Below are 25,717 nucleotides of genomic sequence, written 5' to 3' on the forward strand. Positions count from 1 at the left end.
ATCCGATCATGCAGTCGCTTTGTGAACTAGCCACCTCTGCCGGCACTCTGACCGAGCAGCTTGAAAATTACCTCCGCTCGCACGCCGACGACAGCTGCAAGCTGCTCGGCGTACCGGCAGGCACGCCGTTGCGCGTCGAGATCGTCGACACTGGCGCGCCGATCGAGACTCGCCGCGATGATCGGGCGGCGACGCTGCGCATCGGCGAAGAGGACGCGCAGCGCGTGATGGCCTATACGCGCAGCTGCAACTGGGCGAACGGCATCGTGCTCGTGCCGACGCTCACGCGCCTCGTGCTCGCGGGCGCGTTTGACGGTCTGAAGGCCGGCGAGCCGCGCGCGATGCGCGCGTTCGCCGCCGGGCACAAGGCCGATCCGACGCGCAATCTCGGGCTGCTGTGGGGCGCGCTGAACCTGCTCGCGCTGGCCGGCTGGGTCACGCTGAGCAGCGGCGACGAGCGCGCCGACTATGCGCTGACGCCCGCCGGCGCGTGCGTGGTCGAGTGCGTGAACGCGCAGCGGCCGCTCTTCACGCGATTGGCCGATGCGACGTCGATGCTGCAGCACCTGCATGCGCTGTGTCAGCGTCGGCGCGTGAACGACGACGAAAGCGCGCTCTATGCGGAGCTCGTGCGAATCTGCGTCGACGGATGGCCGCTGCCGGCACCGCGGAACGACCTCGAGCGGCACGTCCATGCGCAGTTGCGCACAGCAATGGACGGGCTGTTGCTCGGCCCGACGTGGGTCGCGCTCGACATGCCGGTGTTCGAGAAGCAAGGCAAGCAGCAAGGCAAGGTCGCGGCAAGCGTCTTCGAGGCGTTCGATATGCGACGCGACTGGGTGTCGATCGGCGACGGTTGGCCGCACGCGGATGGCGTAGCGCTGAGCGCGGCGTGGGCGCTGATGGGCCACGCGGGCGTCGCGGACGTCGATTCCGAGGGCGCGCGCGTGCAGCTCAACGAAGCGGGCCGGATTCATCGGCCGATTGCCGCGCCGTACGCGGGGCTCGCCGCATCGTACCTGCGCACTTACGCGTTGCTCGACGAATTGCTGTTCGGCGATCCTGATCCGCTCGATGTCGATCGCGACGGACACATCGATCGCGTGATGAACGTGTACGCGTCGAGCGGCGCCGGGTCGGGTCCGGCGTCGAGGGAGATTTCGACGAAGATCATTCGCCGCCTGTTCGACGAGACGCCGCTCGATCAACAGCCGGCCGGCATTTCCGACATGGGCTGCGGCGACGGCAGCGCGCTGCGGCGCCTCGCGCAGTACGTCATACAGTCGACGCGGCGCGGCCGGCATCTCGCCGACTATCCGCTCATCGTCATCGGCGCGGACTACAACGAATCGGCGCGCAGTCGCGCGGCCGACACGCTGTCGGAGCTGGGCCGCGTGCCGGGCGTGCACGTGCGCGTGATCGACGCCGACATTTCGCAGCCCGATCGTTACGACGAAGCGGTCACCGCGAGCGGCCTGACCGTGAAGGCGATGGACGGCAGCCGCCGCGCGGCGCGTCTCGGCGATCTGCTGCACACGTTCATGTTCCTGGTCCACAACCGGCGTCTCGACGTGCGTCGCGGCGACGCCGCCGACGCGATCCTCGAGCGCTACCTGCGGCAGGTCGATCGGACGCATCTGCGCGGTGTCGTCGAGCGTTACTATCCGGGACAACTGACCGTCTCGGACGATGCGGCGCTGCCGATTCCGCTCGACGAGATCAAGCGTGCGTTCCGCGTCGCGTACAGCGACGCCGAAGGACTCGTGCCCGGCTACGTCGCGGCCGCCGATCTGATCGACTTCGTCGCGCGCTGGAAGCCGCACGCGAAGCATGGTTTCCTCGTCGTCGAGGGGCACAGCCCGTGGGCCGCGAGCCTGCTGGACGACGCGATTGCCGACCCGGGCCGCTGGACCCGCACCGAACAGTTGCCGGCCGTGTTCAATTGGGGGATGCACTTCGTGTCGCGGCAGTTCATGGCGCCGTTCGACGAGTTCATGCTCGCGATGTGCCTGGCAGGCTTGAGCCCGCGCGATGCGATTCACGGGCGCATCCACCCGGAGGGGTTTCCCGGGCCCGACCTGCTGAACGAGTACCGGTTCTTCAGCATCGCCGATTATGTTGCTTTCGACGCGGCGGATGCCTGAGCCCGTCTGCCGGCGAACTTCGGGGCAGAGGCGGGACGTTTAGCGCGAGCGCCTTTCGTTTGACGGCGGCGGCCGAGGTCCGGACGTCGCCTGCGGGCGGAAGGCGCTCGCGGCGTTCGCCGCCGCCGATGCACGCAGCGCGACACCAATTTCCGGCTATGACGTCGCGCGCTCGATTCCGGGATGTCGTCCCCGATATCGGCGCGGACGGGTTCCGTCCACATTCCCTCGCCGATTCCGCTGTCGCGTCAACCGATGCCGTATAGTTCGGCTGGCGCGGACGGCGTCCGCCGCGCATCGATCAAGATGATCGATCCAGTTCGTAAAAATCGATAGGGGAGGGGAAACATGAACGTGTCGCAAGCTTGCCTGCTAATCGCCGCGCTGATGCCATTCGTCTGGACGATGTGCGCGAAGTCGGGCGCGCACTACGACAACCGCGCGCCGCGCCAGTATCTCGCGCAGCTCGAAGGCTGGCGCGCGCGGGCGTTCGCCGCGCATCAGAACTCGTGGGAGGCGCTCGCGCTGTTCACCGCCGCGCTCGTCGTTGCGTGGCACAACGGCGCGAACGTGCAGCGCGTCGATCAGCTTGCGATTGTCTTCGTTGCTTCGCGCGTGGTCTATGGGGTGTTTTATCTGCTGAACTGGGCGACGCTGCGCTCGCTGGTGTGGACCGTCGGTTTCGCTTGCGTGGTCTGGTTGTTCTTCGCCGCGCCCTGAGCGCACGGCATGTTCCAAGCCCGTTGCACGACGTTGCGTGCGGCTGGCGCATTGCGCTTCACACCTTTCACTGTGCGATGCGGCGGCCGGGCGTTCGACGCGCCCGGCCGCCGCGGCTTTCTTTGTGTCGCGAACCTAAAAAAACGCCCTCGCCGCGATGCTCTCCACATCTCGACGAGGGCCAACGGTAGACAGTTGAGCGGGTATCGCGCGGATCAGGCAGCGACCCGCTCGTCGCTTTGCGCGGCTTCGGTGGCCGGGGCCGGCGCCGCGTCCGCTTCGCTGCGGATCAGGTAATCGAACGCGCCGAGCGAAGCCTTCGCGCCTTCACCGACGGCGATCACGATCTGCTTGTACGGCACGGTCGTCACGTCGCCGGCTGCGAACACGCCCGGCACCGACGTTGCGCCGCGCGCATCGACGGTGATCTCGCCGTGCTTCGACAGAGCGAGCGTTCCCTTCAGCCATTCGGTGTTCGGCACGAGGCCGATCTGGACGAACACGCCTTCCAGCTCGACGCGCTTCGTCTCGCCGGCGCGCATGTCTTCGTAGACGAGCCCGTTCAGCTTCGCGCCGTCGCCCGTGAGTTCGGTCGTGCGTGCCTGCGTGATCACCGTCACGTTCGCGAGACTGTGCAGCTTGCGCTGCAGCACTTCGTCCGCGCGCAGCTGTGTGCCGTATTCGATCAGCGTCACCTCGCGGACGACGCCGGCGAGATCGATCGCCGCTTCGACACCCGAGTTGCCGCCGCCGACCACCGCGACGCGCTTGCCCTTGAAGAGCGGGCCGTCGCAATGCGGGCAGTACGCGACACCGCGATTGCGATACTCGCGCTCGCCGGGCACGCCGATTTCGCGCCAGCGCGCGCCGGTCGCGAGCACGATGGCCTTCGCCTTCAGCACCGCGCCGCTCGCGAGATGGATCTCGTGAATACGGCCGGGGACGAGCTTGTCGGCGCGCTGCACGTCGATCACGTCGACTTCGTACTGCTTTACGTGTTGTTCGAGCGCGGTCGCGAACTTCGGCCCCTCGGTTTCCTGGACCGACACGAAGTTCTCGATGGCCATCGTGTCGAGCACCTGCCCGCCGAAGCGCTCGGCGACGACGCCCGTCGCAATGCCCTTGCGCGCCGCGTAGATCGCAGCCGCCGCGCCCGCGGGGCCGCCGCCGACGATCAGCATGTCGAACACAGGCTTCGCCGCGAGCGCCTCCGCCGCGCGCCGGCTCGCGCCGGCATCGAGCTTCGCGAGGATTTCCTTCACGCTGCTGCGGCCCTGGCCGAAGGTTTCGCCGTTCAGAAAGAGCGTCGGCACGGCCATGATCCGGCGCGCTTCGACCTCGTCCTGGAACAGCGCGCCGTCGATCATCACGTGACGGATGCGCGGGTTGACGAGCGCCATCACATTGAGCGCCTGTACGACTTCCGGGCAGTTCTGGCAGGTCAGCGAAATGTACGTCTCGAATGCGTAGTCGCCGTCGAGCTGGCGGATCTGCTCGATCACCGCGTCGTCGAGCTTGAGCGGATGACCGCCCGCTTGCAGCAGTGCGAGCACGAGCGACGTGAATTCATGGCCCATCGGAATGCCGGCGAAACGAATGCCGGTCGCCTTGCCCCGTTCGCCGACCGAGAACGACGGCTTGCGCTCGGCGTCGTCGCGGCGCTCGACCACGGTGACTTGCGGCGACAGCGACGCGATCTCGTCGAGCAGCGCGTGCAGCTCGCGCGACTTGTCGCCGTTGTCGAGTGACGCGACGAGCTCGACCGGGCGGGTGATTCGTTCGAGGTACGATTTCAACTGAGTCTTGAGATTGGTGTCGAGCATGGCGATTCGGATTCCGTAACGAGAGTGGACCGCGCTCGCCGCTCTCGTACGATGCGGTGCGGTGCGGTGAGCGGGCCGCGACGGACGCGGCCCGCGTGGCGCGCACGGCGGCAATGCCGCCGTGCGGAGTTAGATCTTGCCGATCAGGTCGAGCGACGGCGTGAGCGTGTCGGCGCCCGGCGTCCACTTGGCGGGGCACACTTCGCCCGGATGCGCGGCGATGTATTGCGCGGCCTGGACCTTGCGCAGCAGTTCGCCTGCATCGCGGCCGATGCCGTTGTCGTGGATCTCGCACAGCTTGATCTCGCCTTCCGGGTTGATCACGAACGTGCCGCGCAGTGCGAGGCCTTCTTCTTCGATCAGCACGTCGAAGTTGCGCGAGATCGCGAGCGTCGGATCGCCGATCATCGGATACTTGATCTTCGAGATCGTGTCCGACGTGTCGTGCCATGCCTTGTGCGTGAAGTGCGTGTCGGTCGACACCGCGTAGATTTCGACGCCGAGCTTCTGGAAGTCGGCGTAGCGGTCGGCCAGATCGCCGAGCTCGGTCGGGCACACGAACGTGAAGTCGGCCGGATAGAACACGACGACGGACCACTTGCCCTTCAGGGTTTCGTCGCTGACTTGCACGAAGTCGCCGTTATGGTATGCGGTGGCCTTGAACGGTTTGATCTGGCTGTTGATGATCGGCATTTGCGCTTCCTCTTGGGTCGGTGTGTGATCAGGAAGCGCCAGTATGGCGATGTGGCCCGTTTCTGTGAAATTGCTTGTTTCAATGGTCGGAATCGGTAATGCCTATCCGGCCGCCCGGCCGGGCGGCGGGCAGGCAAAAAAAGGCTCATCGAGGAATTCCGGGGAACGCGGCGCGGATTTTGAGAGGATCTCATGCTCACGCTTGGCCGTCGTCAGGCCGTCATGTCGCTTGCCGCCGTCGCGATCGGCTTGCGCCACCCAGTTATGGATCGTTTGCGCCGTGGGTTCGAACTCCCGCGCAAGCTCCTCGGGCGCACGGCCAGCCTTGACCAACTAGACCATCTGCGCCAGAAATTCCGGCGCGTAGGGGTTGTGGTGCTTTCCCATGACGGGCTCCTCCTGTTCCACAGGATAGGTGTCCAAGAAACCGGGTCAACTTCAGTCGACCGCCCGAGCGACAAAACAAGAGTCGCGCGGACGGTCACTTCTGTCTGCGCGGGAGTGACCGTACAGACAGGCTTTTCGCGTCAAGGACGCGCCACGTCGAACAGTCCTTCGCGGACGGGCGAAAAAACATCGAGGTCCGCTTGGTAGCGGGATTGACCTTCGACTGCCAGTTCGACCAGCACGCGCCCGAACAACGGAGCGTATTTGAATGCGCGCCCAGACTCCATGACGCACATTGAAGCGCGTGGATAGAACGCGTCGGTGGACGGTTCCGTCGGGATTCGACCGATGACGAGCTTGCCGTCCGGACTCATGGAATAGAGGCATGTGCCGGCGTGATGGTAGCGGCCGGCATCGATGACACCGGGATCGATGAGCCGGCCGAGATGACCGGTGAGCTCATCCAGCAGGCGCTCGTTCACGCCAGGCCGGATTGCCGCGGGCGAGTCGAAGACATCGTAGGTGTAGTCCGCGCTCATCTTCACCATGTTGCTCATGGTCGGCGAGAAATCCAGCGGAGGGAAGCCGTAGAACGTGCCATGGTCGCTCGCATCGATGTTCCCGAACTCGAACCAGATCGGTACCTGGGGACTGCGTTTCTTGAGTTCCCAGTACGCGTAGTTCATCTGCCAGATCTTCCAGCGCGGCGTTTGCTGCAGGCCGAAGCTCTTCAGCACCGAGTCGGTCCATACGCCCGGACATGCTATCAGATGTTGTCCGTGGACCGAGAGCGACTCGCCGTCGCTCTCGGTGTGCAGCATGTAGCCGCGGCCCGCGGCCGCCGGATGATGGTCGATGCCGACCACGGCATGCTTGTCCAGCACGTGCAGGTGGCCTGTCTGCTTCGCCGCCAGAAAGAACGTCTTCGCGGCCGCCTGGACATTGATAGAGGCGCTCGCGGCCTGGACAAGCCCCGCATAATCGTCAGGCAGGGCCGCCCGATTGAATACCGGGAACCGCCGGTGGATCGCATCGGGAGAGTCCAGGTACGCATACGGCATTCCCATGCCGTCCATGGTCGCCCGGACCTGCATGATGTTGCCTTCGGTCGTCATCGGCGCATCCCGATGTCCAAAGAAAATGAGATCGTTCACCGCAAGCAGTTGCGCGCCCGTTGCGTGCTGGAGTTCCATCCAGAGGGCGAGGGACGTTTCGGCCAGACGCGCTTCCGACTTGTTGTCCTGCATCAGGCGGAACATCCGCTCGATGCCCTTGGAGCTATTGACGTCATTGCGGACACCGAACTGATCGATGATCAGCGTATCCAGGCCCTTGGCCGTCGCATAGTAGGCGCTTGCGAGACCGAGAATGCCTCCGCCTACGACCAGCACGTCGAAATTCGAACCGGATTTGATGGGATGCATCGTATTCTCCTGATAGCTAGAGCTTGCGTGATGGTGATGATTCGTTGATGCGACCGGCAGCGCAGCGGGTCTTAAGCGCGCTCGGTCCGGAGCCGCGCCGCGCTCAGGCTGACCCAGTACCCGGGTTGATAGGGAACCGGCAGAAATCGCTCGTGCAGCTCGCGAAACGTGGCTTCGGGATCCAGGTCCGCAAAGGGCTCCGGGTGCAGCCATTTGGCCAGGCGCTGCAGCGCGATGAAGTAATACGGGTTGTCGTAGAACGGATGCCAGATCGCATACACGCGCCCACTTCTGACTGCGCGCAGGGCCCGGTACCCGGGCCTTGCCATCAGTCGTTGAAGACGAGCCCGCCCTTCGGCGAGGTCGGCGCCCGGCCCGAGATTGACCCAATCGCCTGCCGGCGAATACAGCGACCAGTTGGCTCCTGTGACAATCACGACGTCCGGGTCGGATGCGATGACCTGCTCCGGATGCAGTGTTCCAAAGTCCCCTTGCAGAAATCGGTCGCCGAGGTTGTCGCCGCCCGCGGCTCTGACCAATATGCCGAAGTTGCCATGGCCGTAGCTCAGGCAGCAGTCGTCATAGAGGCCGGCGGCACGCTCGAGCATGAGCAGCGGCCGCGATGCGACCTTTTGCAAGGTCTCTGTCACACGCCGTGTCTGCGTGTCGCGGAATGCCAGGAAGCTGCTTGCGCGCGCCTGGCACCCCAGCAACTCGCCCATGATCTCTACGCTGCGCGTCGCGTTGGCAGACATAGGCGTGCGGAAATCCAGGTAGATGACCGGAATGCCGACTCGCTCCAGATGCGATTCCAGCCCCGACGATTCGGCGGCCGAGCGTGAGCTCAGGTTCAGCAGCACCACGTCGGGCTCCAGCGAGATGAGCCGTTCTGCGCTCAGCGCGTCCGACGTCGCGCCCGGAAACGTGGGAATGTTGCCGATTTCAGGAAAGCGCCGCTGATACGCGCGATAGCTGTCGAGATCGGCGGCGCGGAAGTTCTCCCCCCAGCCGACCACGTCGTGGAAAGGCGCGTTCGAACGCAGCAAGGGCAGGACATAGGCTAAGGCGCCGTCACCCAGCAACAGGCGGCGCGCCGGGCGACGCAGCGGTACGGCGCGGCCTGCGACGTCCTTGATCACCGTCGCTTCGGCGGAGACAGCCCGCGCCGAAGGCAGGGATACCAGCCACGCCGTGGCGAGCATACCGTGCAGCAGCGCGCGGCGCGGCCGGGAAATGTCAGTCAAATTTTCATCTCGCGACGAATGGGCCGCGTCCGGGCGCAGCCGCTCGATTGCACGGCTGTACGGCAGGGCTGCGCCGGACGCGGCACTTTCTCTCGGTGCCGCTTGCAGCGAACGCGGACCAGGCAGGCTCCTATCGTCTGGACGCGGGCGCCGAGGCGGCTGATATGACTCCCGCTGTCAATCGGGATCGTTTTTTCGGTTTTCAAATGCATGTTGTTCGAATTTCCTGAGGGCGGCGCAGCAGTAAATCTCGACGGTGGATCGCGCTGATATCCGCGGATTGGCTGCCGCATTACAGAGGTCCGCCCAATGAGTCTGCCGCTATCTAGTGCCGCAAGTCGAATCAGATCCGTTGCGTAGCCGCGTCGCGGGTTGCTCGTGTGCCGGGCTACGCCGCCTTCAGGAAACGCCTTCTCGAGTGGTTAGGGTGATTCAAGCGTTGCTCAGGTGTCGTGTTACGCCCTGCGTACATCGGGCCGGACGGCGAACGACATCGCGAGCCGGCTGACGTCCCGGATGAAGCCGCTGAGTTCGCGGGCGACCGCGACGACCGCGATGTTCTTTTGCTTAACCGCACGGACCCGCCTCGTAGACAATGCGGATGCATCGCGCCTTTGACTGTAGGCGCTTGCACAGCCGATCGATATCCGTTTTGGTCGTGCCGATCTTGCCAAGTAGTTCGACCTCGCCCGCGCCGAGCGCATAGGCGATGGTGATCGAGTCCTTATGGACGTCGAGACCGACGTACAGCGTGCTACCGTCTTCCATGCTGGCCTCCGCGGTGGAAATCGCCGGGTGTGGCCCCGTCCACACCGTGCGGCTCTGGCAGCGATGCTAACCCGCGTTTGATTCCTCGCAGCAGGCCAGCCCCTTTCTCACGGGAGCCATACCGACTAGTGGGCGTGCGAAAGCAGCGTGGGAATGTTGCAACCCAGCAGATGCGAGCGCTTGAGCAACTCTTCCGTCTTGGCGCCGATCAGCACCCCGGTGTATTCGTTCGCCTGATTTTGCGTCATGATGCGGAAGACATCCGGGAACGACCGTTCGACGCTGTCGCAGATCACAGCGCCGGCATTGCTGACGTAATCGGGGAGATACCCGATGCCCCTGCCGATCAGCTTCGCTTCCGCTTCCGGGCTCTCGAACGGGGAGTTCGAACTGCTGACCACCCAGCGAGTGCGAATGCGATCGACGGTCTTCATGTCGAGAATCCCGGAGAGGGAGGCGACGCATAGTACGTCGGATGCGCATGACCAGAACTCGTCCTCGCTCAGCATGCGCACGCCGGTGGGGATCTCCGGACTTGGCCGAACGTCGAATCCGACCACCTCGTAGTCGCGTTCGAGGCATTGCCGGGCCACCTCCCGGCCCACCTTGCCCATGCCGTGAATTGCCACCAGCGGCGCGTCGCTGCTCCGGTGCGTGAACTGCAGCACGGCCAGCAACGCACTCCAGACTCCGTAGCCCGTGGCGATCGAGGTATTGATCTGGGGGCTGTCCATGGCGTCCAGAATCCACTGCGTCGACTTCCGGAGATAGGCCATGTGGGTACTGCTGGTGTTGATGTCGCATCCGGTGTACATCGAGCCGGCATACCGGTTGAGCGTCTCGCCGATTGCGTCGAACACGTGCGGCGCGTCGTCGGGCGCGGCGTTGCTGTTGACGACGATCTTTCCGCCGCTGAAGCCCGTGCGGTATAGGCCGTGCTTCAGGTCCATCGCATGGGCCAGCATGACTGCCTCGTCCTTTTGCTTGCTCAGCGAGTCATATCGATGCCAGCGGATTCCGCCGTTGCTCGGCAGCGCGTGCCGGCGCGGCGAGCATGCGATGGTGAAGGAACTCTGGTCGTCCACGACGATGGTTTCGACTTCGTATTTGCCGTAGCGGGGATGATTGATGATGGCCATAGTCAAGCGTACTTTTTTCCTTAACGATGTGTGCGAATAGCTTTGGCGGCACCCGCTTCCACCAGGCAGGCGCGTAAGCCTGTTGGTGTCGGGGCGCGCATGAAGTCCGGCACGCTCACCATGACCCCGAGCTCGGAGTCGGCAAGTGCGACCAGTTTGATGACCGACAGCGAATCGCCGCCATCGTCGCTGAACTGCCGATGCGGGTCCGACGGCGCCACTCCGGTGGCTTTCTCCCAAAGGGCTGCGGCTGCGGCGTCGAGCGTTTCATACTCGCGCGACGCCAGACGGCGGACGGGCGCCTCGGGCGGCGGGTTTCCGGCCGCATCCGCATCCGCGGCGATGCCATGACGTGTCCTGTCGAACGGATAGTGAGGCAAGGGCGCGACCGTGCCGGCGTTGTCCCATGACGGGCGCCAGTCCAGGTCCACGCCTGCCGTCCATAGTTTTTGCAGCGCCCCGTGCCAGATTTCGTGCTCTTGGGATTCGTCGCGTTCGGCGCGCATCGTGCGGACGGCGATGTCTTTCCCGCGCAACGCCATCGTCAGTGCGGTCAGCGTGGTGCCGGGCCCGACCTCGACGAATACCGTTCCTTCCCGGGCCGGTATCGACTGGATCGCGTCCACGAACCGCACTGGCTCGCGGGCGTGCCGCGCCCAATAGTCCCGGTCCAGCTGCGCCATTGATGCAAGTTCGGAACCCAGCAAGGTCGAATGGAACCGGATCCCGGCAGCGTCCGTCGATGGGGCCGGCGCCGCCAGTACCAGTTCGGCCAGAGCAGGGTCCATCATCGAAGAGTGGAACGCGTGGGATACCGACAACGCACGGCAGCGAATCCCGCGCTTCGACAACGATGCCTGCACGCGTTGAATCGCCGCCGCCGTGCCAGAGAGCACGCACGATTCCTTGCCATTGACGGCGGCGAGTGACACATCCTCCGCAAGCCAGTCCTGGCAGGCTTCCTCGCTCATGGATACCGCCAGCATCGAGCCCGGAGGCAGGGCGGACATCAACCGGCCTCGGCGGGCAGCGAACAGGAGCGCATGTTCGTCAGTCAATACGCCTGCAATGCACGCTCCCGCGATTTCTCCGAGGCTATGCCCGACGACTGCGTCGGGCACGATGCCATGCTGCATGAGAAAACGCGCCATCGCGATCTGGACGGCCACCAGAGCCGGCTGAGCCGTCGCGGTGTCGGTGAGTCTGGCGCTGCCGCTGCCATGCAGCAGGAAGGAGACGTCGACGTTTGCGTTGTCGCGAAGCAGGCCGACTAGTTCACGCAGAACGGTGGCGAAGCGGGCATTGGACTGTGCGAGGCCCGTCGCCATGCCGAGGAACTGGCTGCCTTGACCGGGGAACTGGAACACGACATGCGGCGCGCGGCGCCCGCTGTCGCGCACCTCTTCGCCCACCTGAAGCATTCCGTCCTTGCCGGCCAGCAAGGTCGCGCGATATCTGAGCGGCCGCCGCGTCGTTTGGGCGCTCCACGCCAGCGTATCGATAGGCAATGCCGAGAGATCCGAGCGGTAGGTCTGAATCAGTCGATGGCACGCGGCCTCGCTTTGCCCGGACACCGGAACGGCCGACGGGTAGATAGCCGGAGCCGGAGGCCGCTCGTCGGCGTCCAGGGGCGGACGGGCGAGCAAGACGTGCGTATTGGTTCCCCCGATGCCGAATGCGCTGACGCCAATCGCGGTTCGCGGATCCGTCGACTCCCAACGCTCGGCGTACGTTGGAAAGTAGAACGGGCTGCCATCCAGCGCAATGGACGGGTTGACCTCGTCGATATGAATCTGCGGCGCTATCCAGCCGTGCTGAATCTGAAGCACGGCCTTGATCAGGCCAGCCATCCCGGCGCACGTCTCGAGGTGCCCGACGTTGGCTTTGACGGCGCCCAACGCACAATGGCGGGGGGCGACGTCGCCGGTCGCGAACAATTCGTTCAGCGCGTCGAACTCGATCGGATCGCCGGCAATCGTGCCGGTGCCGTGAGCTTCCATGGCCCGCATGGCCGAAGGCGCGAGGTTGGCATCCTTCATGGCCTGGCTGATCAGCCGGCGTTGCCCGTCGACACTGGTGGTGGTGAAACCCACCTTGCGAGCTCCGTCGTTGTTTACGGCGCAGCCCTTGATCACCGCCAGCACGCGATCGCCGTCGACCAGCGCCAACCGCAGCGGCTTCAGCACGACGACAGCCACGCCACTGCCGAACACCGTGCCGCTCGCGTTGCTGGAGAACGGCATGCAATGGCCATTGCGGGAGTAGACCATGCCCTGCTGGGCCTGGTACGGAACCCGCTGGGGAAAGCGAACCGTACATCCGCCGGCCAGCGCGGTGCGGCAACGGCCCGCCCGCAGCGCCTCCACGGCCTCGGCGACGGCGACGAGGGACGTGGCGCAGGCGGCCTGCACGCCGAGCACCGGCCCCTCGATGCCCAGATGCCACGCTGTGCGGCTGACCAGATAGTCCTTGTCGTTGGTGATCTGCAGCTCGAAAGCGGACGGCTGGAATTTCTCCATCAGTTCCGATTGCTGCAGGTGCGCTAGATACGCCGAACTGCTCCCCCCCGCGAACAGGCCGGTATCCGGCAAGCGCCCGGGGAGAATTCCGCTTTGCTCCAGCGCGTGCCACGCACATTCGAGAAACAGGCGGTGCTGCGGGTCCATCAATGCGGCATCCCGATGGCCGACCCCAAAGAAGGCGGCATCGAATGCCAGCACGTCGCCCGTCAGCGGCGCGGCGAATGGGAGGGTTTGCCGGTCGCTCGGCGCATCGCCGAGTTCCATCACCGATTCGACGCCGTTGACGAGGTTGTGCCAATACTCGTCGGGATCGCTTGCGCCTGGGAACCGGCAAGCCATGCCGATTACGGCGATGTCCCGATCAGAGGGCTGGATGTGCATGGAATCCCCGATTCAGTCGGTCATGTATCCGCGACGAATGCGCTGTTGCAGGGCGGCGTCGGCGGCGTTGATGGGAATCAGCAGCACAAAGGACCGATAGCGCAGGCGAGGGACTTCCTGATACAACTGCCGGACTCCGAACATGCCGGCCACTTCGCCGCTGACGCCGGTGGCAAACAGCGATTGCCACCGGCCTTGCCAGATCGCGGACGAATTCCAGATGCCCGCGGTCTCGATCCTGCCGAACTTCGTCTCCGCCGTTTCCCGATAGTAAGAAACGACGTCGTCGTCCAGGCGCGAGATCTTCCAGCCTTCGCCGCAGATGGTTCCCAGTTCATCGCCGTCGTCGCCGACCCAACGGTCGTTGTGCGAGTTGACGTCGCCCACGCTGGGCCGGTCGTCGGCCTGGGCCTTGAATTTGATTTCGCACAGTTCGACCGCCGGGATGATGACCATGTGGTCATGGCCGATCCGCTCGGCAACGGCCTGCCGCGCCGTTTCGATTCCGTCGGGCTGGCCCAGTTGCGCTCTTGCCAGATTGGCGAGAGCGACGAGGCTGGACATCATGTCGAGTTCAGGCATTTGTTCACGCATTGGCATAGTTGGGGTTCCCGATAGGATTCTTGTCACTTTCCATCAGCTGGCGGCCGCGCTCGCGGTCGGCGTCGCTGCCGGCATCGGCGAATACGGTCACGACGGTGGCGTTGCGTCCGAGTTCGGCGGCGACGTTGCACGCGACGATCCAGTTGGCGGCGGCCGAGCCTCCGATCGGGATGCCCGTTTCCTCGAGGAACCGGTACATCGCCTTGAGCGACTCGGCATGCGTGACCGTCTGGAATGGCACGGCGAAAGGAATCAGCGAAACGAACGGCTGGCGAAATCCGTAGCCCAAGCCGCCGGCGCCGGCGAAGCGGGCGCTGCCATTTGGCGGCGCCATGGTGCCGAAGGGCATTTCGTCGGGCGTACACCCGACCACGCGCACATCGGGATTCTGCTGCGCCAGCGCCGCGTAGACACCGGCGAGCGTGCCGCCGGTGCCGACGGCTGCGACCCAGGCATCGGCGCGACGGCCGTCGAGCTGGCGGCAAATCTCCGTGCCGGTGTGGTGCTGGTGCACCGCCGTGTTCACTAGATTCAAGTGTTGAGACAGCAGCGTCCAGCCCGGTTCTTCGCGAGCGATCTGCTGGCTCCGGGCGATGATGCCGAGCAGAAAGTGGCTGCGATCCACCTTCGTGACGATTGCTTTGTTGTCGTTCAGCGATTGCAGCAGCTCGTCCGAAGCAGAATCCGGAATCACCACGTGTACCGGCAGTCCGCACAGGTTGCCCAGGTGAGCCAGGGCTTTGGCCATGTTGCCGCCTGAGGAATCGAGCAGCTTCAGCGGGCCGCTGCTGAAGTCGTGGGCGTTGATCGCGTCGCAGAAGAGGCCGAACGCCACGCGATCTTTGATGGAGCCGGACGGATTCTTGGACTCCAGCTTGGCGTACACGCGAGCGCCGTTCGTCGGCCCCGGGACCTCTACCAGCGGGGTATTGCCCAGCGAATCGCGATAGGCCTTCAGTTGAGGGAACAGCTCCAGCGCTTTTCCGAATGCGGGGGCTGCTGGCTGAGCATTGAACAGTTCAAAATCCAAGATGAGTCTCCCACTGCGCATTTGAGTTGAGTGTTTATGAGGCGAGTGCCGAACGATGGGACCTCAGGAGGGCGTCCACCACGGCCGGTACCTGGTCACGAAGATAGAAGTGGCCTCCGGGAAATACCTCTGGTGTCAGGTGTTGCGATAGGAATGCAGACCATTCGGCGAGCTTGGGTCGGTCGACCAGCGGGTCTTCGTCGCCGCCGAATATGCGGGTTGCCGGCAATTCGCCGACGGGTAGCGGCGCCAGCCGTTGCAACAGCGCGAGATCCTGGCGAATGAAGGAAACCAGCAGGCGTTGCGCGTCTTCCCCGATCCGGCTCAACCCGTCCACTTCGCCGAGCCCCAGCGCCTGTTGCGCGAGGCGATCGATGTCCTGCTCCGTTCGAAGCTCGGTCTGCAGGGCGGCCGGCGTCATCTGCGACGACAGGACGAGCTGTTCGATTCGAAATCGCAACGGCGCCAGGGCCTGGGCGACATGCAGGGCCAGCAGCGCGCCCATGCTGTGGCCGAAGACGGTGATGGGCGCGACGCCCAGAAGATTGGCCAGCCCTCGCGTACAACGACGGACCGCGGCGACGGGATCGTCCCAGGCCGAGGCGGTGCCTGCGCCAAGTTGTGGATACTGCAGGACGATCAGCTCGACATCCGCCGGCAGGTGGTCGCGCCATGGGCGGTAGAATTCCGTACTGCCGCCGGCATGCGGAAAGATCACCAGTTGGTGCCGCACCGGCGCTGCGCCCGCAAGGCTGAATCTCACGGCTCCTTCGGCTTGGGTTTGCAGGTGTCTCATAGCAGTGCCGCCTTTGATGCCTGTCCGGCACTTTCGGCATCGTCGCGAACCCTTGCCCGGAGCAATGCGCGATCGATCTTCCCAATGCCCTTGCGGGGTATCTCGTCGACCAGAACGAGCTTCTCCGGCAGCTTGAACGACGCGACGCCAGCCGTCTCCAAATGCTGGCGGATATCCGACAGCAACAACGGTTCGCCTTCATGCGCGACGGCGAACAGGCAGGCCACTTCGCCGAAGCGCGGGTCGGCCATGCCGACACAGGCGGCGTCCTTGAGCCGGGCGTGCCCCTTGCTCAATTCTTCGAGTTCCTCGGGGCTGAATTTCTCGCCGCCGCGGTTGATGGAGTCGGTCACGCGCCCGTCGATATAGACGTTGCCATCGGCATCGAGATGGGCTAGGTCGCCGGTGCGGTAGTACCCGTCCGGTGTAAAGGCGCGCGAAGAGGCTAGCGGGTCGTTGTAATATGTCTTGATCGTGTACGGACCGCGGGTGATCAGCTCGCCGGATGCGCCGCAGGGCACTGGCGTACCGCTTTCATCGACGATCAGCACCTGGTCCTGCTCGGACAGCGGACGCCCCTGCGAATGGAAGCGGACTGCATCGGTGTCGGTACTGCGGGTGAAGCAAAGCAGCCCTTCGCTCATCCCGTAGCACTGCTGAATGCGGATGCCCAATTTCGATTCGGCGCGAGCGGCGAGGTTCGGGGACAGGCGCGACCCACCCACCTGGACGTGTTGCAATGTGCCGAGCCTGGCGGGCAGGTCGTCGATTTGCTCGAGCCATTGCGTCAGCAATGCCGGAACGAGCGTGGTGTGAGTTACCCCGTGTGCGCTGATGAGCTCCAGGGCCGTTTGAGCCGACGTATCGGATGCCAGGACGACGGTTCCGCCGCAGCTCAGGGTGCCGAGCATGCCGGGACAGTTGATGACAAAGCCGTGCGAGATCGGCATGACCGCGAGGTAGACGGACTGGCGGCTGAGCTCAAATACCCGACAGGCTTCCGCGATCATGTAGCTGTAGCCGCCGTTCAGCCTCGCGATGGCTTTCGGCAAGCCCGTCGTGCCGCTGGATAGCAGCATCATCGCCGTATCCTCGGCAAGCATTTCGGCAGCGGCGCATTCGCTGACCGCTGTCGCGTCGGCGGGCGCGGAGCAGAAGAGGCCAAGGTCGCGCCAGCCCGCATGTTCATCGCCCGGCGAACCGTCGAGCAGCCGAAGCGCGACATCAAGGTTCTCGTCGCGGAGAAAGTCGGTCACGACGCGTGCCGCGCTGAAGCGCCGATTGCCTTTGGTCAACGCAATGACGCAGGGACGCGTCGCCCTGAGTACGTGTCGAAGTTCCCGCTCCCGGTATGCGGGGAGCATGGGAACGGGGACGGCTCCCGTCATCAGCGCCGCAAGCATCAACACGACGGCGTCGGCGCAATTGGGCAACTGGAACGCGACGCGGTCGCCTTTGCCGATCTCTGCAGTGCGAAGCCGTGCCGCGGTAGCGGCGACCTGCGCCATCAACTGCCGGTATGAGATCACAGTGCCGGCGGCAACCAGTGCGGGAGCGTCTTCGCCGGTTTGCAGGGCGGCCGCCAGCCGCTGGTTCAGGAGGGCAGGGTGGCCGTTCATCAAGCGCCTCTCGCCGTGTCGCCCGCGGCAACGGCAGACGGCCGGGCAAGTGCAGGTGCCGAGTCGATCAGTTGCTCCAGCTCCTGCAGCGAGTGATCGTGGGTCCCCCAAAGCGAAAAGCCGACGCACCCCAACTGCTCCAGCATCCGTTGCAGCTCGAACGTTTCCGCCGAGCTCAACCCGAGGTCTGCTCGCAGTTGCCAGTCACTCGCCGCTGTTCGAAGTAGTTCGGGCTGCAGCCCTATTTCGGTCAGTAGGCCGATGATCCGTCCAGATGTCATTCCGCACCTCTGTGTTTGTTTTATGAGTGAGAATTATTAACATATGACCGTCGGTCGGTCAATTGCAATTGAGGCTCAAATTATTGCTCGCGACGTGGTGCATCATTGCTTGACTTGCAAATGAAAATGGTTATTATTAACTGCGACTGGCGGTCGGTCAATAGCCCTTTGAGCCGCTTCCTTCCCATTACGGTTATCCGGATGGCAAGTACACCCGTTCCCGGCGCGCGCCTGTCAGAAGGTCTTTCGTCAAGGCCGTCGGTTGCAGCGGTGCGCATGCGCTCTCAACCCGGCGCCCATGGCGAACGACCCTTTGACTCGAGACAGCACGGACAAACATGCAACGCCATTTTCGAACCAGGCTCCGCCGACCGGATGGGGGGGCTCGGTCCCGCTACTCGTCTTCGCACCGCCGTTTCGCGCTCTCGCTGATGCTGGCAACTTGCGCTGGCGTTTCCGGCGCGTGGGCGCGGGAGGACGCAGGAAGCAATCCATCGACTACCCGTATTCAAGAGGAGGATCCCCCTGCACTGCCGACCGTTACTGTCACCGGCCGGCAGCCCGGCGCAGACAATGGGCCGGAGCGAGGCTATGTGGCCGAGGCGGCCACTGTGGGGACCAAGGTGCGTACATCCGTACTGGAAACGCCGCAGTCGGTCTCCGTGGTCACCCGCCGGCAGATGGAGGCGCAACAGCCGACCACCACGAGCCAGGCGCTGCGCTATGCCGCCGGCGTCAATAGCGAAAGCTACGGCGGCTTTGGAGCGCAACTGGACCTCACGCGCATCCGTGGCATCGATGCGGACTACTACCTGGACGGGCTGCGCGTGATCAGCAATACGTCGACCTGGACGCCGCAGATCGATCCGTACACGCTGGAGCGTGTGGAAGTGCTGCGCGGGCCGTCATCCGCGCTGTATGGACAGGGGAGCGGCGGTGGCGTGATCAATCAGGTCAGCCGGCGGCCGCAGCGTGAATTCGCGCACGAAATCATGATGCAAGCGGGCAGCTTCAGACGCCTGCAGATTGGCGTCGACAGCACGGGCCCCCTGAACGCCAACGGCACGTTCTTGTACCGCTTCACCGCGACGGGCCTGGATGAGCACGGGCAGGTCGAAGACGTGCGCCACAAGCGCATCTACCTCGCACCTGCGCTGACCTGGCGCCCCGATGAGCGGTTTTCGTGGACGATCCTGGCGACGCATTCGTGGGAGCCGGACATACCGAATTACAACAGCCTGCCTGCGGCCGCGCTTGGGCTGAACGGCAGCCGGTATCCGGGGGTGATGCGGAATCGCAACTATACCGATATGGACTTCGAAGGGTCGTCACGCAAGCAGGACTCGATCAGTTCACTGCTTACGTATCGGCTTGGCAACGGCTGGGCGTTCAACAGCAACATGCGCTACATGTACATCAACTCGGACATTCGGCGCACGTCGATCTACGGCTACCAGGACCGGGGCGGCCACCTCTCGTTGGAGGGCACCTATGGCCTCGCCCCGGCCAGCTCTCACACGTTTCAACTCGACAACAACCTGGCCGGTGAGGTCTCCCTGGGAGCCACCATCCATCGGTTGCTCGTGGGGGGGGACTATGCGACGGGGCGGCTGCAAAGCGACTCGTATCGGATGGCTCCGGTACTGTTTGACCCGTACGACCCCGTGAACTATCGGCCCCACGCGACACCGGATTTCACTGACAGTCGCGTCAACTGGCCATACAACGTGCGCCAGGATTTCCAGCGCGTGGGCGTATACGCACAGGATCAGATTGTCTACGGACGCTGGCGGCTGACGCTCAGCGGCCGCTACGACCGCTCCCGCACCGACGACACCTCGCGGAGCTACTCGCCCGTCTGGAAGTCCCGCCGGCAAGAAGACAGCAAGTGGACGGGACGTGTCGGGCTCGGCTATGTCTTCGACAGTGGCCTTGCGCCTTACGTCAGCTACGCCACTTCATTTGATCCGCAACTGGGTGCCGATTTCAAGGGGCACGCTTTCGTTCCGGTGGAGGCGAGGCAAACGGAAGTGGGGGTGAAGTACCAGCCTCCAGGCGGCACCACCATGCTGACCGTCGCGCTATTCCAGACCAACCAGACCAACGTGAAGTCGAGCGACGTACTGCACCTGGGTTACTGGACGCAGGCTGGCGAGTTGCGTTCGCGCGGGCTGGACCTGCAGGCGGTTACCAGGTTGACGCGCGACCTGAATCTTATCGCCAGCTACACCTACCTGGACAGCAGCCTGGTCAGCGATTCGCTCTACCAAGGCAAATCACCCGCCGGAACACCGCGCCACTCTGCCAGTGCCTGGCTGGACTACAGTTTCAGGGGCGCGCTCGCCGGGCTGCGCCTAGGTGGCGGCGCGCGGTATCTTGGTTCGACCTGGGGCAACCCGCGCAACACGTTCAAGGTGCCGTCGGCAACGCTGATTGATCTGGCTGCCAGCTACGATCTTGGATACCTCATCGGACATGATGCGACGCTCTCGCTCAACGTGAGCAATCTCACCAACAAGTCCTACGTGGCCAGTTGCACCTCGGAGATGTACTGCTTCATCGGTCAGGACCGGGTGATCAACGCAACGCTCTCCTATCGGTGGTGACATGGCGCGCATTCAAGTAGCAGTTGCCAAGCCTGAAGGCAGGCAGTCGTCGTCCTGGTCGGCGAGTGGGGCGCATGCGGGTAAGCATGCCCAAGGGTCTCAACAATCCGGCATGTGGCAGTTGTACGCCGGCTCAGTCCAGCGACGCCTGCGGTGGCTTGCCATGCTGGGCCTGCTGGCGCTGCTGTGCAGCTTTGCCGATCTGTCGGTAGGGCCAGCGCATTACCCGATGAACAAGGTGTTCTCCTCGCTCTGGAACCCGCGTGCCTCCCAGGTAGTACGGGTGGTGCTGCATGACATCCGCATTCCGGCGGCGCTGACCGCCCTGGTGGTGGGCGCCAGCCTGTCTGTCGCCGGCGTGGAGATGCAGACCGTGCTGAACAATCCTCTGGCGAGCCCGTTCACGCTCGGGGTGTCAGCCGCGGCCAGCTTCGGTGCCGCACTCGGCCTGGTGCTGGGCGTCAGCGTCCTTCCCGCCGCACTGGTTCCGTACATCATTCCGGTCAATGCCTTTGTGATGGCCATGGGCGCGGTTCTGCTCATCGACCGCGTGACGCGATGGCGCGGCATGAGCAGTGAGTTGATCGTCCTCTTGGGGACCACGCTTGTCTTTGCGTTCACGGCGTTGCTTCAGGGGCTGCAATATATGGCTCCGGACCAGGCTCTGGCCGCTGTGGTGTTCTGGAGCATGGGAAGCCTGACCCGTACCAACGGCATCCAGCTGGCCATCATGGCGGGCGCCTTGCTGCTGGTACTCGTCGCGTTCATGCGCAATGCGTGGGCCTTGACGGCGCTGCGCCTGGGGGACGCCCGTGCCGGCGCGCTGGGCGTCCCGGTAGCGAAACTCCGGTTGCGGACCATCGTGCTGAGCAGCCTCCTGGCGTCCGTCTGCGTTTCCTTCGTCGGTGCTATCGGCTTCGTCGGGCTGATCGGGCCTCATATTGCGCGCATGCTGGTCGGAGAGGACCAGCGGTTCCTGCTGCCGGCCGCGGCGCTGTGCGGGGCGACGTTGCTGTCGGCGGCTTCGGTGGCAAGCAAGGTGGTTCTTGCTGGGCAGACGTTGCCGATCGGCATCGTCACCTCGCTGGTCGGCGTGCCCTTGTTTTTTGTACTGATCGTGCGCAAAGGGATGCGTTGATGGAACTGCTGCGCATCGAAAACGTTGGCGCCACGCTTGATGGGCGGAGGGTGCTTGACCGGGTGGGCATCGGCCCCTTGCCACCCGGCAGCCTAACCGCGCTGCTCGGCGCCAATGCCGCCGGGAAATCCACTTTGCTGCGGCGAATCGCCGGGGATCTCGACGGACCGGGCTTGATCCAGGTCGACAGTCGTCCCGTCGAGTTCTGGCCGTCTCAGCATTCCAATCGCCCGGCGTTCGTGCCGCAGGACATTTTTGCTGGCGCTGCGTTGCGCGTGCTTGAAGCCCTGCTGCTCGCGTGCAAGCAGCAGGGTGGCTGGCGCATCGCCGCGGATGAACTGGATGCAGTGGCCGTGCTTCTGCGACAGCTGCGGATCGAAGGTATCGCGCAATGCGAACTGCAAACGCTCAGCGGCGGCCAGCGTCAGTTGGTTTCGATTGCGCAAGCGCTGATTCGGAACCCCCGCATTCTGCTGCTGGACGAACCCACCAGCGCGCTCGATTTGCAGCGGCAGTTCGAACTGTTGGCGCTGTTGCGGTGGCTGACTCGTGAGCGCGGGTTGTGCGTGCTGATGGCCAGTCACGACCTCAACCACACGCTGCGGTTTGCCGACTACGTCGCCGTGCTGCACGAGGGCCGCGTCCTGGCGTTCGGTGTTCCCGGGGAAGTCATCACGCCTTCGCTTCTCACGCAGGTCTACGGCGTGCGTGCGCGGGTCGAGCACTGCTCTCAAGGTCACCTGCACGTGATTGTCGACGGACCGCACGTCGAACCTGCAGTTGCTTTCCCTTCGCCTGTCCTAGAAAGGACCCTGACATGACAACCGTCGACCCTATCCTGATACTCGCGCAGAGTGCCTTCTCGACCGATGTCGAGCAAATCCCGCAAGACGTGATGGCGTTCCAGCGCCTGCGTCTCCTGGATCATCTGGCATGCCTGGCAGCCGGTTACGATGCGGCTGGTGTGCAGCAGGCCATTGAATTCGCGCAACGCTACAGTGGCTGCTCGGAGGCAACCGTACTTGGCTCGGACCTGCGGCTGGCTGCCGGTCAAGCTGCGTTCGTCAATGCGGTGCGCGCCCGCGCGTTGGACTACTGCGACGTCGTTTCTCCCGGCTGGCACCCGAGCTCGTCGGACCTGCCGGTTGCGTTGGCGATGGCAGAGATGACCGGGGCCAGCGGGCGCGAGATGCTGGCCGCGATGGCGATCGGTCAGGACATCGGCCAACGAATCAATCTCGCCGCGCAGGGCAATGGCTTTTTCTACCGGGGTTTCGACTCCAATGTATTGGGCCTGTTTTCGGGGGCGATCATCGCAGCGCGACTGCTTCGCCTGCCTGCGGAGCGCTATGTCGACGCCATCGGACTCGCGTTCGATTACGGCGTCGGCACATTCCAGCACTACCAGGACAAGGTGATGGCGGTGCGCTTCGGACAGGGGCTGGTCGCGCGCCATGCCATCGAGGCGGCCATTCTGGCACAGGCGGGCGTGACCGGGCCGCGCCGGATATTGGCTGGCGAAAACGGGTTCTTCAATCTCTATGCCCCTGGCGAGCCGGATCTGTCCATTCTCACGGCGGACCTGGGAGTGCGGTTCCTGGGACGAGCGGATACATGCTTCAAGGCATACCCCCACTGCAGCATTCTGCTCGCGTTGACCGACTCACTGCTGGCCGCCAAATCCGACATGCTGGGGCTGAGGCTCGACGCATGCGACATCCGCCTCGAAGTCTCGCCGACCATGCGCATGGTGTGCGGTGCTCACTACCAACCGTCGGATACGGCGCAAATCGATGCCCAATTCAGCGCGCAGTACGTCACTGCCAACGCTTTGCTGCGCGGAAGTGCCACGCCCAGTGAATTCCATGCAGATGCCGCACGCGAAACCATGGTGGTCGAGCTGGCGCAGCGCATCGAGCTGGTGGAAGTTCCGGAATTCGAGCGTTTCGATCAATGCCGCCTCAGTATCACGGAGCAGCAGGTGGAGTGCTTCTCGATCGACGCTGCCTATGGGAAGGGCTGGCCGGAAAACCCGCTAGAGATCGAAGAGCTGATCAACAAGTTCCGGCTCTGCTGCGGCCAGTCAGCATGCGCGGGATTCCACACGCGTCATGAAGAAATCGCGGCGTTGGTCGATGACCTGGAGCGGGCTCCCAGCATCGACATGCTTGTCAGCATGATCGGCGGTAACGGCTGACGAGCCAGGGTTCTCCTGTTCCACCCACCAGGCGCAGCCACGCTGGCGACGTCTTGAGCGATTTGCTCGCATTCCTCTGCCGGGCTGCAATGGCGTCGTCGATGACGCCGTGCACGCCCGAGTGGGCTGGCAGGCCGTGATACGAGCACGGCCAGGCTGCCACGTGCCGGCTGTGTCCCACCCTCCTGCATCGCTTCCGGCAGATCCTACATGGCGTTCGTTCCGCGGTTGCTTCGATCATGGTGGCGGTGAGTGTAAACGATGGCGGGGATGCGGTACGTTTCGACGCAGGCTGTGACACTAGTGCGTATCCAGGTGCGCCGCCGATTCAATCACTCATCTGGCTACCCGCATCGACCGCCGCCTCTGGCGCACAAGAGTTTGCAGTCTTGACCACGCTCACGGTATCGCGAGCGATTATTATTGACCGACGGTCGGTCAGTATATAGCATAGGAACTGCTTTCGGACTACCTAATGGATCGCCATGCACAGATATCGCCTTTCCGCCTTAGTCGCGGCTGCCTATCTAGGCACATTTCTCGCTTCTATCGATATCAGTATCGTGAACGTCGCGCTGCCGACTCTTCAACTGGCTATGCGGGCCGATCTGGCCGGCCTGCAATGGGTTGTCAACGTGTATGCCATAGCCCTATCGGCCGTGATGCTGTCGGCTGGGCCGTTGGGGGACCGCTATGGGCATAAGCGGGTGTGGCTTGGCAGTGTTCTTTTGTTTGTCCTTGGATCAATTACCTGCGCGGCGGCAAGCCACCTCGATACGCTCCTGTGGGGGCGCGCGATTCAAGGCATCGCCGGTGCGTTGCTGATTCCCGGCGCCATGCCCATCCTCACTCATGCGTTCCCGGATCCGCGCCAACGCGCTCGCGCGATCGGCGGATGGTCCGCCTTCAATGCGCTTGCGCTGATTTCCGGGCCGTTGCTTGGTGGGCTCTTGGTCGAGAATGTCGGCTGGAAGAGCGTTTTCCTCGTGAATGTCCCTCTGGGCATCGCCGCGGCATTGCTCGGCGCATGGGGCATCCCGGAACGCAAGCATCCCGATCACGCGGCGTTTGATCCGGTGGGGCAGGTGCTCAGCATGGTGTGGTTGGGGATGCTCAGCTACGGCCTGATCGGGATCGGTGAGCACGGCACCTCTCCGGATAAGGTGATGAAGCCTTTGAGCATCGCCCTGGTGGGGTTCGTCGCCTTCGTCTGGATCGAAACGCGTGTCCCGCGGCCGCTGTTTCCCGTGCAGCTGTTCCGCAACCGCTCGTTGGCACTGGCGAATCTGGCGTCGTTTGCGCTTGGCTTCTCGGCCTACAGCAGTCTGTTCTTTCTGTCTCTCTACCTTCAGCAAGCGAAAGGAAGTGCGCCCGCGCTCGCTGGCTGGCAACTCGTGCCGCAGTTCGCTGTGATGGCAGCGGCATCGCTCTTGTTCGGTCGCCTCGCAGCGCGTTTTTCCCTGAAATTGCTGATGGTTGCGGGCTACGCGTTGGTCGGCTTGGCGCTATGCATCATGGTTTCCTTCACGCCATGGACGTCCGATGCCGTGATCAAGCTGGTCTTTGCGGTCCTGGGGCTGGGGATGGGGCTGTCCGTGCCCGCAACCGGCATGATGGTCATGGGGTATGCGCCTTCGGAGCGCTCGGGCATTGCGTCGGCCACGATGAACGCTTTGCGCCAAACCGGAATGACCTTGGGGATCGCCATGCTGGGCAGCGCAATGAGCGTTTGCGCTGTCCGCCAGCTGACGGTTTCGGTCGCGGCGGCGGGCGCGAGCGATCCTGCAAGAATGGCGAGGAGTGCAGTGCTGGACCATGTGTTGCCGACGCAGCAAGCATGGGTTTCCGATCTGTATCGGTCTGCCATGGCCGGCGGTTTCGCACTCGCGATGGCATGCGCCGGCGTGGTCTGCCTGTTGATTGCATGCCTGTTGCTCTTCTTTCATACCGAGCGACCCGCTCTCCAGGTGGTGCCGACGAACAAGTAGTGCGTCGATAGAGGCTCCAGTTATGGTTGCGATACCTCGGCTGCTTCGCCGCAGTAGCCGAGGAACGACAGTTTATGCGTGCAACAGAACGTTGGCATATCGAATAATCGACACTGTCTGGAACCACCAAGGGGCTGAATGGCGAGTCGGGCGCGTTGTTGCTTGATCGTGGTTGACGCGGCGCACGCCTGACTGGAACCGGGCACGCTTTCCG

The 25,717-nt window shown here is 64.0% G+C and carries 18 protein-coding genes and 1 pseudogene; 7 read left to right on the top strand and 12 right to left on the bottom strand.

The annotated features are described in order from the left end of the window. Positions 1 to 8 precede the first annotated feature (8 nt). Both WS70_RS21545 and WS70_RS21550 read left to right on the top strand, forming a co-directional pair. The gene (locus WS70_RS21545; protein WP_059471363.1) at positions 9 to 2,144 is read left to right on the top strand and encodes an AprA-related methyltransferase; all 2,136 of its coding nucleotides are present in this window, start codon (positions 9 to 11) and stop codon (positions 2,142 to 2,144) included. Positions 2,145 to 2,492: 348 nt separating this feature from the next. Next, positions 2,493 to 2,864 (top strand): MAPEG family protein, encoded by a 372-nt coding sequence (locus WS70_RS21550; protein ID WP_059471362.1) that lies wholly within the window; start codon positions 2,493 to 2,495, stop codon positions 2,862 to 2,864. Between the two features lie 215 nt (positions 2,865 to 3,079). Here WS70_RS21550 and ahpF read toward each other — a convergent pair whose 3' ends face one another. The 12 genes and pseudogenes from ahpF to WS70_RS21605 form a co-directional block, all read right to left on the bottom strand. Then, on the bottom strand, positions 3,080 to 4,687 hold the full coding sequence (ahpF, locus tag WS70_RS21555; RefSeq protein WP_059598067.1) for an alkyl hydroperoxide reductase subunit F: 1,608 nt from the start codon (positions 4,685 to 4,687) through the stop codon (positions 3,080 to 3,082). A 129-nt stretch (positions 4,688 to 4,816) separates the two neighbouring features. Then, positions 4,817 to 5,380, bottom strand: coding sequence for an alkyl hydroperoxide reductase subunit C (gene ahpC / locus WS70_RS21560; protein ID WP_059471360.1), 564 nt, complete (start codon positions 5,378 to 5,380; stop codon positions 4,817 to 4,819). Between the two features lie 102 nt (positions 5,381 to 5,482). Beyond that, positions 5,483 to 5,713, bottom strand: a complete 231-nt coding sequence (locus tag WS70_RS33905; RefSeq protein ID WP_159082939.1) for a hypothetical protein — start codon at positions 5,711 to 5,713, stop codon at positions 5,483 to 5,485. A 194-nt stretch (positions 5,714 to 5,907) separates the two neighbouring features. Then, positions 5,908 to 7,191: an FAD-dependent oxidoreductase gene (locus tag WS70_RS21565; protein ID WP_082716194.1), complete on the bottom strand. Its 1,284-nt coding sequence runs from the start codon at positions 7,189 to 7,191 to the stop codon at positions 5,908 to 5,910. 71 nt (positions 7,192 to 7,262) lie between these two features. Continuing rightward, positions 7,263 to 8,435 carry an ABC transporter substrate-binding protein gene (locus tag WS70_RS21570; RefSeq protein WP_082722395.1) on the bottom strand — a complete coding sequence of 391 codons (1,173 nt, stop codon included), beginning with the start codon at positions 8,433 to 8,435 and terminating at the stop codon, positions 7,263 to 7,265. Positions 8,436 to 9,005: 570 nt separating this feature from the next. Then, positions 9,006 to 9,203: pseudogene (locus tag WS70_RS21575) on the bottom strand (IS110 family transposase); the annotation flags it as partial. Positions 9,204 to 9,328: 125 nt separating this feature from the next. Beyond that, entirely contained in the window at positions 9,329 to 10,342 is a 1,014-nt protein-coding gene (locus WS70_RS21580) for a Glu/Leu/Phe/Val dehydrogenase dimerization domain-containing protein (protein WP_059471359.1), read from the bottom strand. Positions 10,343 to 10,362: 20 nt separating this feature from the next. Continuing rightward, on the bottom strand, positions 10,363 to 13,245 hold the full coding sequence (locus tag WS70_RS21585; RefSeq protein WP_082722394.1) for a type I polyketide synthase: 2,883 nt from the start codon (positions 13,243 to 13,245) through the stop codon (positions 10,363 to 10,365). A 12-nt stretch (positions 13,246 to 13,257) separates the two neighbouring features. Then, on the bottom strand, positions 13,258 to 13,827 hold the full coding sequence (locus WS70_RS21590) for an allene oxide cyclase barrel-like domain-containing protein (RefSeq protein ID WP_226382934.1): 570 nt from the start codon (positions 13,825 to 13,827) through the stop codon (positions 13,258 to 13,260). Between the two features lie 4 nt (positions 13,828 to 13,831). Then, the gene (locus WS70_RS21595) at positions 13,832 to 14,878 is read right to left on the bottom strand and encodes a PLP-dependent cysteine synthase family protein (protein ID WP_059471357.1); all 1,047 of its coding nucleotides are present in this window, start codon (positions 14,876 to 14,878) and stop codon (positions 13,832 to 13,834) included. Between the two features lie 34 nt (positions 14,879 to 14,912). Further along, the gene (locus WS70_RS21600; protein WP_059471356.1) at positions 14,913 to 15,674 is read right to left on the bottom strand and encodes a thioesterase II family protein; all 762 of its coding nucleotides are present in this window, start codon (positions 15,672 to 15,674) and stop codon (positions 14,913 to 14,915) included. Beyond that, entirely contained in the window at positions 15,671 to 17,293 is a 1,623-nt protein-coding gene (locus WS70_RS21605; RefSeq protein ID WP_059598066.1) for an AMP-binding protein, read from the bottom strand. The genes WS70_RS21600 and WS70_RS21605 overlap by 4 nt, the downstream gene beginning before the upstream one ends. A 712-nt stretch (positions 17,294 to 18,005) precedes the next feature. Between WS70_RS21605 and WS70_RS21615 the strand changes: the two genes are divergently transcribed. From WS70_RS21615 to WS70_RS21635, 5 genes are all read left to right on the top strand, one after another. After that, positions 18,006 to 20,180 carry a TonB-dependent siderophore receptor gene (locus WS70_RS21615; protein ID WP_226382935.1) on the top strand — a complete coding sequence of 725 codons (2,175 nt, stop codon included), beginning with the start codon at positions 18,006 to 18,008 and terminating at the stop codon, positions 20,178 to 20,180. Between the two features lie 163 nt (positions 20,181 to 20,343). Then, complete coding sequence (locus tag WS70_RS21620; RefSeq protein WP_226382936.1) at positions 20,344 to 21,318, top strand: FecCD family ABC transporter permease; 975 nt, start codon at positions 20,344 to 20,346, stop codon at positions 21,316 to 21,318. Then, positions 21,318 to 22,139 (top strand): ABC transporter ATP-binding protein, encoded by an 822-nt coding sequence (locus WS70_RS21625; RefSeq protein WP_059471353.1) that lies wholly within the window; start codon positions 21,318 to 21,320, stop codon positions 22,137 to 22,139. Before WS70_RS21620 ends, WS70_RS21625 begins: the two co-directional genes overlap by 1 nt. Then, positions 22,136 to 23,515, top strand: coding sequence for an MmgE/PrpD family protein (locus tag WS70_RS21630; RefSeq protein WP_059598065.1), 1,380 nt, complete (start codon positions 22,136 to 22,138; stop codon positions 23,513 to 23,515). The genes WS70_RS21625 and WS70_RS21630 overlap by 4 nt, the downstream gene beginning before the upstream one ends. 485 nt (positions 23,516 to 24,000) lie before the next feature. After that, positions 24,001 to 25,503, top strand: coding sequence for a DHA2 family efflux MFS transporter permease subunit (locus WS70_RS21635; protein ID WP_059471351.1), 1,503 nt, complete (start codon positions 24,001 to 24,003; stop codon positions 25,501 to 25,503). Positions 25,504 to 25,717 lie beyond the last annotated feature (214 nt).

Origin of the sequence: Burkholderia mayonis, from assembly GCF_001523745.2 — a bacterium.
In the GTDB taxonomy this organism is placed as follows: Bacteria; Pseudomonadota; Gammaproteobacteria; order Burkholderiales; family Burkholderiaceae; genus Burkholderia; species Burkholderia mayonis.